Origin of the sequence: Streptomyces sp. NPDC059477 (assembly GCF_042749375.1) — a bacterium.
Classification (GTDB): Bacteria; Actinomycetota; Actinomycetes; order Streptomycetales; family Streptomycetaceae; genus Streptomyces.
Genome location: NZ_JBHYUG010000006.1, coordinates 169,037 through 181,415, shown reverse-complemented (window position 1 = coordinate 181,415; position 12,379 = coordinate 169,037). Strand labels below are relative to the sequence as shown.

The following is a 12,379-nucleotide window of genomic DNA, read 5'->3' as shown; positions in this document are numbered from 1 at the left end:
GGCGCGGGGGGGGGCCGCCCGGTGCTTGGGGGGGGGGGGGCGGGCGGGTCGCGCGCCGCCTGGGGGCGAGGCGGTCGAACCGGGCGCGGCCCTGGGAGCCGAGCAGTTGCAGGGTCAGATGTGCCTGCGGGCCGATGAAGTAGTCGACGTGACCGCTCTCCTCCAGCGGCACATTGCGTGCCGCGAGCCCGCACGCCTCGATCAGCTTGAGCACCCAGAAGTCCGCCCCGCTGCGCAGCTCCGGCAGCGACAGGACCGAGATCGCGTCCGGCGCGTCGGGGGGCAGCTCGGCCAGCCCGGCGGTGACGAGATCCCGTACCCCGTCCAGGGCGGTCGCCAGGGCGGCCCCGACCTGGGTGGTGTCGACGCCGCAGACCGCGGCCACGCCCTGGGCGAGCATCACATGGCCCGCGCAGGGCACCTGCTCGTCCAGCCGCAGGGTCGGCACCAGTTGCACCGCGTCCGCGCTGTCCGCGAGCGGCGAGGACGGCTGGGAGGTGATCGCGACGGTTCGCATCCCGGCGGCGCGGGCCAGCCGCAGGGCCCGGACCGTGGCTCCCGAGGTGCCGGAGTGGGAGATGCCGACAACGGTGTCGCACGCCGCGGGCAGGGTCGCGCTCCAGGTGAGGTCGCCGGCCGACAGCGCGCGGTGACCGAAGGCGGTGGCGACGAGCGCCGAGGCGAGTGAGTCGCCGGAGCCGGTGAACACCGCCCGCCCCAGGTCCGGGACGGGTGCGGTCACCAGTGGTGCGGAATCGAGCAGCGCGGCCTTCAGGGCTCCACTCAGCCGGGCGGGGTCCGCGGATTCGGTGCGGTCCATGGGTCAGGGCTCCTTGCGTACGGTGATGTCGGGAAACGGTCGGCTGAACGGGGTGGCCGCGGCCAGGGCCTCGTGGCCCCAGCCGGACAGGGCGACACGGGCCACGCTGGTGCCGAACACGGCGGCGTCCACGGGCCCGGCGCCCGCCGCGAGGGCGGCGACGACCGCGGCGGCGGAGGAGTCCCCCGCGCCGGTGGTCTCCACCACCTCGACGGCGGGGTCGTGCACGGACCAGGCTCCGTCGGCGGTGACCACGTAGCCGCCCTCGGCGTCGAGCCGGGCCACCACCGGCAGCCGCAGCGCGGTCGCCAGGCTACGGGCGGCGCGGCGCGGGTCCGGGTCCAGCAGGGTCAGTTGCACCCGGCTGGGGAGCAGGACGGTACGGGGCGTGACCACCTCGCGCAGGTGGTCCAGGCCCGCGGCGGCGACGAGGTCCTGGTGCGGGTCGAGGCCGACCCACACCGTCGGTCCGCTCGGCGGCCTCTCCACGGGCGAGGAGGCGACCAGCCCGTCGAGGCCGTCGTGGAAGGCGTCCGGCGCTGCGGGCAGGTGGTCGTCGGGATCCGGCAGGTCCGGCCCCGGCTGTTCCAGTTCGGTGCCGCCGGGCGCGTGCTGCCGGACGATGCGCCGCCCCAGCGCGGAGTTCAGGATCCACAGCCGTGGCACCTCGGGGACCGGGACGCAGGCGCTCCGGTCGATTCCGTAGGTGTCGAAGAGCTGTGCGAACCGGGGGTCGTCGTCCGGCAGTGGACAGCTGACCCGTACCTGCGTCCCGGCCACCAGCCGGGCGCCGAGCGCGGCGAACAGGGCCGGGCCGCCGGGGCACGAGAAGCGCGCCCCGGCCTGCTCGGCGACCAGGTGGTCGACGGACAGTCCCGCGTGGATGCCGACCAGGGTCACGGGGTGAACCGGGAGAAGGCATAGCGGACGGTGCGGTCGCGCGGGCCGTCCAGTTCGAGCAGGTAGACGCCCTGGCTGTGGCCGATCGCCAGCTCGCCGTCGATCACCGGCAAGGTGAGTGACTGCGCGCCGAACACGCACCGCACATGGGCGGCGGCGTCCTGCGGTCCGTCGTGCAGGTGGACGAACGGGCGGCCGACCGGCACCTGCTGCTCGATGAACAGCCGGATGTCGTGCAGCGTGGTCCCGTCCACGCCCGAGTTGAGGATCAGCGTGCAGGTGGTGTGCGGGATGTAGACGGTGAGCGTTCCGTCGCCGAGACCGGCCGGCACAGCGGCTCTCAGCCGCGGGGTGAGGTCGAGGAATCCGACGGGTGCGGCGAAGCCTTCCGCGGGCTTCGTGTTCACGTCGAAGCTCGACCACTTGCCGATCGTGGGGGTGCTCATCTTCATGCCTTTCGGTGGTGTGCTGACTGAAATGGGGGGTCTGGATGTGGAGGGGAGGTGTGGGGGGGCGTGGTGGGCGTGCCGGAGTGGGGCCCCGGTCCGCCGGGGGGGGCTTCGTGCGGCTCGGATCGTGCGCTAGGCGGCCCGCGTGAGGTGTTGGATCCGCACCCCGTCGGCCGCGACGGCGCCGCGCTCGACGAGGAAGCCGGCGCCGCCGCCCAGGGAGTCGGGGGCGGTGCCGGTGAGCAGGGTGGCGCCGTCCACGAGGAGTTCGAGGTGGGTGCCGAGGCAGCGCAGTTCGACCGCGTACGCGCGGTCCCGCTCGTAGGCGAACGCCGTCTCGGCCAGTACGTGCCGGTCGCCGTCGTGCTGGTGGATCAGCTGGAGCCGGTCCGAGCCGGTGAGGATCCCGGCGCAGAAGCGGCGGTGCCCGCGGCTGCGGACGACGAGGCCGGCCGTGTCGTGGAGGGACGGGGTGAGCCGGCTGGCGATGGCGTAGTCGGTCCAGTCCCGGGTGCCCGTGGTGACGACGCCGAGCGGGTCCGGGTGCGAGACGGAGTAGGTGGCGGCGAAGTCGGCCTCGAAGTTCTTCGCGGAGCTGACCCAGGGCGCGAGCGTCCGGGGTGTGGTGTCCCAGATCGAGGAGAGCAGGATGCCGGACTGCTCGAACCGCTCGGGCGCACCACGCCAGTCGAGATGGTGGACGAGTGCCTCCGTCGCGCTGCCGGGCATCGCGGTGAAGGCGAAACCGGCCCGGAAGGGTACGAGGTTGCCTTCCGCCGGTATCCGCCAGCTCACCGTCCGGGGAGCGCTCGCGAGGGCGTACGGCGGCCCGTAGCGGGTGGCGATCCGGTCGTCGTCGCGGAACAGGACGTACGGGCGGACCGTCACGCCGTTCCCGGCGGCGGACACCTGGGCGGTCATCGTCTGGCCGGGGTAGAGCGAGGGGCTGGCGACGGTGGAGAAGTCGCCGCCGTCCTGTTCCGGGTCGAGGAAGGTGGGGGTCGACACATGGGCCGGCGCCTGCCCGGCGCCGGTGAAGCGGATCCGGAGCGCGTCCTGGCCGCCCGCGTCGTTGGCGTTGCCCACCCGCACCGGCACCGCGTCGTCGTCCCGGTGCCGGGGGCAGGCGGTGAAGCCCTGCACCGAGCCCCGGTAGGCGAAGGCGAAACGGGCGGGAGCGGGCCTGGCCGGGCGTCCGGCCAGTGAGCGGGCGGAGGCGCGGATGCGGTCGGTCTCCCGGGTCGCGTCGCTGACGCACTCCCCGCCGTCGGCGGTGACGACCAGCAGTCGGTCGGCGACCGGTGTCCTGAGGTCGACGCCGGTGCGCAGTGCGTCGAGCCCGAGCCGTACGCCGTTGAGGCAGCCCACGGTTCCGGCGTTGCTGTCGGTGTCGAAGCCCACCGAGGAGGCGATCATCACGGAACGGTGGAAGTCGTCGCCGCCCCCGAGCAGGGCGCCGAGCGACATCGCCAGGTTGGGCAGTGCGTGGCAGGGGCCGGGGTAGGCGGCGTATCCGTAGCCCGTGTCCACCCAGTGGCGGAGGTCGCGCCAGTCCTGACCTGGTGAGCAGTGGGCCCGGACGTCATCGAGGAGTTCGCGGACCGCCGGGGTCCGGATGAAGGGGGTCGCGGCGTCCAGCAGCCGCCCGAGGTCGGTCTCGGTGAAGGCCAGTGCCCGCATCGCGGCCAGCAGCCCGGCGCAGTCGAGCGCGTGACCGTCGTGGCTGACGCTGGCCGCGGCCCGGGTCAGGGCCACGGCCTGCTCGGGGTCGCCGGGGCACATCAGGCCGAACGCGTCGCTGAAGATCTGCGCGCCGATCTGCTCGGCGAGCGTGCTGCCGTTCTGGGCGGCGCAGCCGCTGCGGGGCGCCGGTATGCCGCGGCGCAGGTTCAGGTAGGCGGTGTGCTCGGTCGATCTGCCCATGCCGCCCCACCACAGGATGGTGCGGTCCTCGATGACGTAGTTGAGCCAGGTGTCGCCGACCAGGGCGGGTTCTATGGGGCGGCCGGGGTTGTCCAGGACGACGCGGGCGAAAGCCAGTGTTCCGGAGATGTCGTCGTCCGCGACGATCAGCGGGGCGCCGAGTTCCTCGTTGACGTACCGGTCGACCTGGCCGAACCGGCTGATGATGTCCGGGTAGGGCCAGCCCTCCACCGGACGGCCGAGGTAGACGCCGATGATCTTGCCGAGGACTCCGGCGTAGACGCGCTCGGCGAACAGGTCGGCGGCCACCTCTGTCCCGGCGGGGTGCGCGGGCGGCGCCGCGGGGGTGTGCCTCATCCCTTGACCGCGCCGTTCGCCATGCCGTCCACGACGTAGCGCTGGAGGGCCACGAAGACGCCGAGCACCGGCAGGATGAGGATGAGGGCGCCGGCCATCATGGCGCCGATCTGGGTCGAGAAGGTGCCGTTCATCGAGAGGAACCCCAAGGTCGCCGTCTGCTGGGACGGATCGTGCAGGAAGGTCGAGGAGATCAGGAAGTCGTTCCAGGCGTTGAGTCCCACGATGACCCCTACGGTGATCAGCCCCGGGCGTACCACCGGCAGCAGGACCCGCCAGACCAGCTGGAAGATGCCCGCGCCGTCGACCACGGCCGCCTCCTCCAGTTCCTTGGGAACGTTGAGGAAGAAGGTGCGCATCAGGAACGTCGCGAAGGGCATGTTGATGGCGGCGAGGATGACGCCGACCACGAAGACGTTGTTGAGCAGTCCCAGTTCGGCGACCGCGGCGTACAGCGGGAAGATGAACAGCTGGATGGGCACTGTCATGGCCATCGTCAGATAGACCATGACCGCGGGCCAGACGCGGATCTTCTGTCCGGCCAGTACATAGCCGGCCAGGGACGAGCAGAGCAGGACCACCACGACCGTGGTGCCGGTCAGCAGGACACTGTTGACGAAGCCGGTGGCGAAGTGGCCGTACTCCCAGGCGGTGCTGAAATTGGACCACGAGAACGACTTCGGCGGCGCGAAGGGGTTGGCGGTGACCTCGGCGTTGCTCTTGAAGCTGTTGACCAGGACCAGCAGCAGCGGGATCAGCGCGGTGGCGGCGAAGACCAGGAGCACGACATGGGCGGTGGCGCCCTTGAGCAGGGAGTTCAGGGAGTTCAGGGACTTCGGGGTGCTCGGGGAATTCGAGGTGCTCGGGGAGGGCCAGGGGTTCAGGGACTTCAGGGAGTTCAGGGACTTCATGACGAGAGCTGCCTCCTGCTCATCCAGGTGTAGACGCAGGACGCGATCAGCCCGAAGAAGCTCATGATGAGTCCGACCGCCGACGCCTTGCCGAACTGGAACGCCGCGAACGCGAAGGCGTAGGCGTAGGTCCCCATCACCTCACTGCCGTGGGCCGGGCCACCCTGCGTGAGCAGATACACGTAGTCGAAGGCGAGGAAGGAGAAGATCACCGTCATCACGCCCATGAGCATCAGGGTGGACCGGATGCTCGGCAGGTAGACGTGCTTGAACACCTGCCAGGAGTTGGCGCCGTCGCAGATGGCCGCCTCGACCTGGTCCACCGGGGTCTGCCGCAGCGCGCCGAAGTAGACGATGGTGAGGAAGCCCCAGTAGTGCCACATGTCGACCGCGGCGGCCCCGTAGAGGGCCCCGTTCACACTGGACAGGGGTGAGTCGATGCCCAGGACCCCGATGACGCCGCCGTAGGGGTTGTAGATGATGCTCAGCCACACCATCGCGTTGACGGCGGGCGCGAGCACGTACGGCATCAGATACACGACCTGGTAGAAGGTCCGCGTCCGGCGTCGGCGCAGGAGCAGCCAGGCGGTGAGGAGCCCGATGACGGCGGGCAGGGTGAGGAAGAGGGCGACCCATTTGATGTTGTTGCTCAGGGCCGTGGCGAAGACGGGGTCTTCGAGGATGTCCCGGAAGTTCTCCAGGCCCACGAAGTTGGCGTTGTAGCCGATGCCGCTCCAGTCGGTGAAGGCGAAGACGGCGGTCAAAATGCCCGGCACGACGACTATCAGACCTGAGAGCAGCAGTGCGGGTGCCACCAGCAGGTAGTTGATCAGGGACTGGCGCCGCCGGTGGGCGGAGCGCCGGGGACGTCCGGAGGGGGGTGTCTGCGCAGTGGGGGCGGCAGTGGCTGCCGTGACGGTCATGATCACCCTCCGTGCGGTCGCGCTGGGACGTGGTAAGGGGTTGCCGGGTGGTCTGCGGGGCCGCCCGTCTTGTCAGGCGGGTCTCATGGGGTCTGGAACAGAGGGCCTGACGCAGCGGGCCTGGGTCGGAGGGCCCGGCTCACGGGGCTGTCGCCTCAGGTGGTCAGGCGGATCTCACGAGGCCGGTTCCGGGACGGGTGGCACGAGGCCCTTGGCCTTCTCGGTCTCGAAGTCCGACTGGACCTTCTTCAGGAAGTCCGACGTGCTCTGGGTACCGAGCCACACACTGTCGATGTCGGTGAAGTCCGCCGCGGTGGCCGGTGGGAAGAAGGTGCCGGCGTAGAAGCCGTAGTTGCCGGCCGAGACACCCTCGACGGTGTCCTTCATCGACTGGACGAAACTCTTCGAGAGCCCGGTGTAGTCGGCCGGGTCCAGGTCGAAGTTCTTCAGCGGGACCGCCCAGTAGCCGGGCCAGTCCTTGTTCATCTGCTCGGCGAACGAGTTGCTCATCATGTAGTCGATGACCTCGGCCGCCCCGTCCTTGTTCTGGGAGCTGGCGTTGATGGACAGCGAGGCGGTCGAGCCGAGGGTGTAGCTCGGGTCCGGCAGGCTGGTGTCGACGTTGGGGAAGGGGATGAAGCCCAGGTCGGCGGTGTTCCCGGCGCTGTCGTTGAAGTAGTCGCCGGCGAACTGGTAGGCCAGGGTGGGGCCGATGAAGAAGGGTGACTCACCCTTCGACAGCAACTGCATGGACTCGGTGAAGTCGAGGTTCTGGTAGTCGTCGCCGCCCAGGTACCCCTTCTCGTAGAAGTCGGCGGACTCCGTGACGGCCTGGGCGATCTTGGGATCGGTCCACTTGATCTTGCCCTGGAGCGCGTCGTAGACGGCCTTGCCGCCCGAGTCATGGGTCAGGAACAGCGAGGCGTAGTTCTGGTTGACCGGCTTCCAGCCCTTGTTGCCGGTGACCGAGGGGTGCAGCCCGTCCGCCGCGGCCTTGTCCATGATGTCCGTCAGCTCGGTGAAGGTGGTGGGCACCCCGACACCCAGCTTGTCCAGGACCTCCTTGTTGTAGAAGACGCCGATGTTCAGCAGGGAGTTCGGCAGCGAGTAGAGCTTGCCGTCGACGGTCCCCGACTCGTACATCGGCTCAAGGATCCGGTCCTGCCAGCCGTACTTCTCGGCGTACGGGGTCATGTCGGCGAGCTTTCCCTCCGCCACGTAGGCCGAGGCGAAGGAGGGGCCGGAGCCGTAGACGATGTCGGGCCCCTCGTTGGCCGACAGGGCCACCTGGATATTGGAGTCCACCGCGTTGTTGTACGTGACCTTGAGGTCGTACTCACTCTGCGACTGGTTGAACTCGTCGACCAGCACTGTCTGCATGGTCTTCTGCTGAGCGGGTGAGGCACCCCAGAACCACAGTTCGAGGGTTTTCCGGCCGTCCGCCGAGCTGCTGGAACCGGAACAGGCGGACAGCGCGAGCATGCCGCACGCCAGGCCCACGCCTATCGTCTTCATCCCTGGTCTGGCCATGGATCAACTCTTTCGATCTCAAGTCCGGATGGTGCTTTTCCTTTGTTGCCTGTGCTTTTCCTTTGGTGCGTCTTGCTCACAGCGCGGCGCCATGAGCATCGCCAAACTCACCGTGATTGGTATGGATTTGAGTACCATAGAACCAATGATCGGGGGTGTCAACGCATCTCGGCAGCCGGTTCGGAGGGGTTGCCGGGGGCGTCCTTGGAGGCATCACCGACGGTTTCCCTGGCGGCGTCGTGGCGGGCGAGGTGGGTGAGGCCGAGGAGGGCTACATCGATGGCCGCGACATGCCCCGCACCCGCTTCGAAGGGCCGGCCGCCGATGACGTTGTCCGCGACCGAGCAGACCGAACCACCGCGCCGGCCGAACAGCGCGGCGAGCGTGACGACCGCCGCGGACTCGCGGTCCCCGTTGAGCACGCCGGCCCTGGCCCAGCTCTCCAGGATGTCGGTGTGCCAGGGCTGGAAGTAGCCGCCCACGCCCGGCCGCCCCACCCCGCAGAAGTCGGAGTCGCTGGACCTGGTCACCCCCAGGTGGTGCGGACAGCCCAGTTCCTCCGCGGCCCGGGCCATCGCCGGCACGATCTCGTGGTGCGCGACAGCGGGATACGAGGCCGGGACATACGCGCGCGTCATGCCCTCGTCCCGTACGACACCGGTCGAGACGACCAGGTCACCCGGCCGCACCCGGGGATGGACGCCACCGGAGCCACCCACCCGGATGAAGGTGTCGGCCGTGGTGAACTCCAGCAGCTCATGCATGATCAGCTCCGCCTCGGGCGAGCCACTGCCCCCCGACACGACCGTCACCGGGACCCCGTCGTACCGCCCGGAGTACGTGGTGAACATGCCCGAGCGGCCGATCCGCTCCGGTTCGTCGAGCCGCCGGGCGATCTGCTCCGCCGGGTCCTCGTCATAGGCGCACAGCGGGTCGCGCACGGTGAGCAGCACGTAGCGTGCCACCCGGTCGGGGTCGAGGCCGGAGAGGGCGGGCCGGCCGTCCACCAGAAGCCCACGCCTGGGCAGGCTGTCCGCGAAGCGGTAGGTGTCGTAGATCCGGGTCGGGTTCCAGGAGGAGTCGGGCATCGGCTGGGAGTCGGTCATCGGCACTCCGGGGGGCTCTGGGAGAAGGGTCAGGGGTACGGGGGGTACGGGGTTGGCGGTGTCGGGGGCGGTGGTGGCGGGGTCAGTGGTGCCGAGGTCGGCGATTTCGGGTGCCGGGACGACGGCGGCACTGCCTGGGGGTTGGGCGGGTCCGGGCGGACGCGGCGCTAGGCGGCGGCCGTGGGCACTGCCACGGCGCCTCTTCGGACCTCCGCGCGGGTCGCCTCGCCGACTCCTGGGGCGCCGTACCCGGCGATGACCAGGGCGGCGGCGCTCGCCGCGAGCCGGGCGGCGGCCATGGCGTCGCCGCTCGCGGCGAAGGCGGCGAGGAAGGCCCCCGAGTAGGCGTTGCCGCCACCGGTGGGGTCGACCACCCGCCCCGGGGCCACGCCGACGCGTACGCGCTCGCCGTCGTGGTGGACCAGTGAACCGGCCGGGCCGCAGCGCAGTACGACGGTGAGGCCTGCGCGTCCGAGCAGGTCAAGCGCGTCGAGCGGATCGCCGTGACCGGTGAGGGCGGCGGCTTCGGCGACGTTGAGGGACAGTACGTCGGTCAGTGCGGCCAGTTCCAGCACCCGGGGCAGATGTCTCGGCGAGCAGGCGTCGGCGGCGATCTCCCACAGCACCGGGCCCGCACAGCGGGCGCGCAGCTCCGGCACCTCGCGCCAGAAGCGCGCACCCGGGCCCGGCACATCCACACCGTGGAAGAGATAGGCTCCGGCCAGCCGTTTCGGCGCGACCGGCATCCGGCTGGGATAGGGGGTGTGCGCGGCGAAGTGCGCGTCCCCGAACAGGGAGTCCTCGGCCCGCTCCCCGTCGGGGCGGTAGCGGACCCTGGTGACCGGACTGCGGTCCCCCACCTCGAAGAGCCCGCCGGGATCGATCTCCCGCTCGCGGAACCAGCTGGTCAGCCGACGCCGGTCGGCGGCGCCCGCACCCGAGACGATCAGTGTGCGCCAGGCCGACGCGACCAGGCTCGCTCCGACGGCGGCGTACGCGCCCGCCCCGCCCACGGTCCGCGCCTGGAGGCGGCCGTCCGGGGTGTACACCTCATCGGTCACGACATGCGAGAACACCGCGACAGGGTCCTGGTGTTCGGGGCCTGCGAGGCTCTCAGGGGTTTCGGACATGGCGGCTTCCTCCCGTGGTGACGACAGCAGCCGTTGATTCTTCCTGTTGTCATGCCTACCATACCTTTCACGCTTTCCTCGTCACCGGTTTCCTCGGTCACCGGCACCGCGGCCACCGTGCCCCGATGCCACCCGTGCCCCAACGCAACCCATGCCCCGAAGCAACCCGTGCTCCGATGTCCCCCGTGCTCCGATGCCACCGTGCGCCCGGAACACCCACCACCGCTACAGACAGGAACGTATGAAGAATGTGCTGATCGACACGGACCCCGGCATGGACGACGCCCTCGCGATCGCCCTCGCCCTCCGGTCGCGCACGCTGCGCACCCTCGCGGTGACCGCGGCGACCGGCAATCTGCCATCGGACCGGACCGCCGCCAACGCGCTGCGCGTGCTTGACCTGCTCGGCCGCGAGGACATCCCGGTCGGCCAGGGCCCGCTGCTGCCGCTGGACGGCGACTATCCCGTCGACCCCTTCTCGCACGGCAGCGACGGTCTGGCCGAGTCCCACTTCCCCGCCTCGACGCGGGCACTGGACCCCCGGCCGGCCCCGCAGGTCATAGCGGAGACGGTCGCCGCGCACGCCGGGGACATCTCCATCGCCGCCCTGGCCCCGCTGACCAACCTCGCCCTCGCTCTGGAGATCGACCCGCGGCTGCCGGAGAAGGTGACCGAGCTGGTCATCATCGGCGGGTCCTACGGGCTCACCCCGTACGCCTGGTCCCAGGCCACCGGTGACAACGCGGTCAGTGAGTGGAACGTCTTCGTCGATCCCGAGGCGGCCCACCGGGTCTTCAACGCCGGTTTCAACCTCACGGCGGTCGGCCTCGACATCGCCACCCACCCCCGGATCAACTTCCGCCCGCGCGATCTGGAGCGACTGCGGGCCGCGCGCACCCCGGAGGCGGCCCTCGCCGTCCGGATCGTGGAGTACGTACAGGGCCGCGGCTACCAGTCGTACTGCTCGCTGATCGACAGCGTCGCCGTGGCCGCGCTGATCGACCCCACGCTGGTGACGTCCGTCGAGCTGCGCTGCGCTGTCGAGCGGCGCGGTGAGCTGACCCGCGGCATGACGGTCGTGGAGCGCCGGGCCCACCACGGGCGGACCGACCTGCCCGTCATCCGGGCGGTGTCCGACTTGGACTTCGACCGCTTCCTCGATCTTGTGACCGGAGTGCTCAGTGACGACCGCACCTGACAGCGATGTCCCCGACACCTTTGACACATCTGGCATATCCGTACACCTTCCGGCACCGCTCGCCGAGCTGCACCTGCATCTGGAAGGCACGCTGGAGCCCGCGGTCATCTTCGAGCTGGCCCGGCGCAACGGGATCGCGCTGCCCTACTCCGGGGTGGACGATCTCGCGGGCCGGTACCGGTTCACCGACCTCCAGTCCTTTCTCGACCTCTACTTCGCCAACATGAGCACCTTGGTGACTCAGGCGGATTTCGAGGAGATGACCTGGCGGTATCTGCTGCGGGCCCATGCGGCCGGCGTGCGGCACGCTGAGGTGTTCGTGGATCCGCAGGCGCACTCCGTCCGCGCGATCACCACGGAGACCGTACTGCGGGGCGTGCACACGGCGATGACACGGGCGGCTGCGGAACTCGATGTGACCGGCGGCATCATCGTCTGCGTACTGCGTGACCGGCCGGCCGGCGAAGCCATGGACATCCTGGAGGCGAGCCTGGCCACCGGCGTACCGCTGCTGGGGCTCGGCCTCAGCTCAGCCGAGGCCGGCCATCCGCCCGCCGACTTCCAGGAGGTCTTCGCGGCGGCCGGGCAGGCGGGTCTGCGGCGGGTCGCCCACGCGGGCGAGGAGGGGCCGCCCGACTACATCCGGCAGGCCCTGGACCTGCTCGGCGCGGAGCGTATCGATCACGGGGTGCGCTGTCTGGAGGACCCCGCGCTGGTCGCCCGGCTGGCGGCCGAGCGAATCCCGCTCACGGTCTGTCCCCTGTCCAATGTCCGCCTGCGCGTCGTGGACCAACTCGCCGACCACCCTCTGCGGCGAATGCTCGACGCGGGCCTGGCCGTCTGCGTCAACTCCGACGACCCCGCCTACTTCGGCGGCTACCTCGACGACAATCTGCGCGCATGCGTGGACGCCCTCGATCTCACCCCCGCCGAGCTGGACCTCCTCGCCGCCAACTCCATCGAGGCGTCCTTCGCCCCTGAGTCCCGCAAACGCGACCTGCTCGACCGCCTGACCGCTACCCGTACCCGCTGACCCGACGCGGGCACCCGCACCCGTACCCGCTGACCCGACGCGGACCAGCCGGTCCCGGCCGCCCTGCTCGGCCTGCTCGGCCTCCTCGGCCTGCTGTTC

General features: G+C 70.4%; 11 protein-coding genes. 2 read left to right on the top strand and 9 right to left on the bottom strand.

Annotated features, from left to right (window positions below):
• The 9 genes from ACFXAZ_RS05320 to ACFXAZ_RS05280 form a co-directional block, all read right to left on the bottom strand.
• Nucleotides 1–820 (bottom strand): SIS domain-containing protein (locus ACFXAZ_RS05320; protein ID WP_384585368.1); only part of this gene is annotated, 820 nt, incomplete at its 3' end.
• Between the two features lie 3 nt (nt 821–823).
• Nucleotides 824–1,720: a PfkB family carbohydrate kinase gene (locus tag ACFXAZ_RS05315; RefSeq protein ID WP_384585366.1), complete on the bottom strand. Its 897-nt coding sequence runs from the start codon at nt 1,718–1,720 to the stop codon at nt 824–826.
• Nucleotides 1,717–2,166, bottom strand: coding sequence for a secondary thiamine-phosphate synthase enzyme YjbQ (locus ACFXAZ_RS05310; protein ID WP_384585363.1), 450 nt, complete (start codon nt 2,164–2,166; stop codon nt 1,717–1,719). The genes ACFXAZ_RS05315 and ACFXAZ_RS05310 overlap by 4 nt, the downstream gene beginning before the upstream one ends.
• A gap of 135 nt (nt 2,167–2,301) precedes the next feature.
• A complete protein-coding gene (locus ACFXAZ_RS05305; protein ID WP_384585360.1) occupies nt 2,302–4,449 on the bottom strand; it encodes an ADP-ribosylglycohydrolase family protein in 2,148 nt (715 codons plus the stop codon).
• Nucleotides 4,446–5,360 carry a carbohydrate ABC transporter permease gene (locus ACFXAZ_RS05300; RefSeq protein WP_384585357.1) on the bottom strand — a complete coding sequence of 305 codons (915 nt, stop codon included), beginning with the start codon at nt 5,358–5,360 and terminating at the stop codon, nt 4,446–4,448. Before ACFXAZ_RS05300 ends, ACFXAZ_RS05305 begins: the two co-directional genes overlap by 4 nt.
• Nucleotides 5,357–6,283: a carbohydrate ABC transporter permease gene (locus ACFXAZ_RS05295; protein WP_384585355.1), complete on the bottom strand. Its 927-nt coding sequence runs from the start codon at nt 6,281–6,283 to the stop codon at nt 5,357–5,359. Before ACFXAZ_RS05295 ends, ACFXAZ_RS05300 begins: the two co-directional genes overlap by 4 nt.
• 174 nt (nt 6,284–6,457) lie before the next feature.
• Entirely contained in the window at nt 6,458–7,813 is a 1,356-nt protein-coding gene (locus ACFXAZ_RS05290; protein ID WP_384585352.1) for an ABC transporter substrate-binding protein, read from the bottom strand.
• Nucleotides 7,814–7,971: 158 nt separating this feature from the next.
• Entirely contained in the window at nt 7,972–8,919 is a 948-nt protein-coding gene (locus ACFXAZ_RS05285; RefSeq protein ID WP_384585349.1) for a nucleoside phosphorylase, read from the bottom strand.
• Nucleotides 8,920–9,086: 167 nt separating this feature from the next.
• Nucleotides 9,087–10,049 carry a carbohydrate kinase family protein gene (locus tag ACFXAZ_RS05280; RefSeq protein WP_384585346.1) on the bottom strand — a complete coding sequence of 321 codons (963 nt, stop codon included), beginning with the start codon at nt 10,047–10,049 and terminating at the stop codon, nt 9,087–9,089.
• 241 nt (nt 10,050–10,290) lie between these two features.
• Between ACFXAZ_RS05280 and ACFXAZ_RS05275 the strand changes: the two genes are divergently transcribed.
• Nucleotides 10,291–11,247 carry a nucleoside hydrolase gene (locus ACFXAZ_RS05275; RefSeq protein WP_384585343.1) on the top strand — a complete coding sequence of 319 codons (957 nt, stop codon included), beginning with the start codon at nt 10,291–10,293 and terminating at the stop codon, nt 11,245–11,247.
• 34 nt (nt 11,248–11,281) lie between these two features.
• On the top strand, nt 11,282–12,280 hold the full coding sequence (locus ACFXAZ_RS05270; protein ID WP_384585388.1) for an adenosine deaminase: 999 nt from the start codon (nt 11,282–11,284) through the stop codon (nt 12,278–12,280).
• Nucleotides 12,281–12,379: the final 99 nt, after the last annotated feature.

Excerpts from the sequence above, each read along its gene's own strand:
- ACFXAZ_RS05310 (WP_384585363.1), bottom strand. The coding sequence starts at position 2,166 with ATGAGCACCCCCACGATCGGCAAGTGGTCGAGCTTCGACGTGAACACG.
- ACFXAZ_RS05305 (WP_384585360.1), bottom strand. The coding sequence starts at position 4,449 with ATGAGGCACACCCCCGCGGCGCCGCCCGCGCACCCCGCCGGGACAGAG.
- ACFXAZ_RS05300 (WP_384585357.1), bottom strand. The coding sequence starts at position 5,360 with ATGAAGTCCCTGAACTCCCTGAAGTCCCTGAACCCCTGGCCCTCCCCG.
- ACFXAZ_RS05295 (WP_384585355.1), bottom strand. The coding sequence starts at position 6,283 with ATGACCGTCACGGCAGCCACTGCCGCCCCCACTGCGCAGACACCCCCC.
- ACFXAZ_RS05290 (WP_384585352.1), bottom strand. The coding sequence starts at position 7,813 with ATGGCCAGACCAGGGATGAAGACGATAGGCGTGGGCCTGGCGTGCGGC.
- ACFXAZ_RS05285 (WP_384585349.1), bottom strand. The coding sequence starts at position 8,919 with ATGACCGACTCCCAGCCGATGCCCGACTCCTCCTGGAACCCGACCCGG.
- ACFXAZ_RS05280 (WP_384585346.1), bottom strand. The coding sequence starts at position 10,049 with ATGTCCGAAACCCCTGAGAGCCTCGCAGGCCCCGAACACCAGGACCCT.
- ACFXAZ_RS05275 (WP_384585343.1), top strand. The coding sequence starts at position 10,291 with ATGAAGAATGTGCTGATCGACACGGACCCCGGCATGGACGACGCCCTC.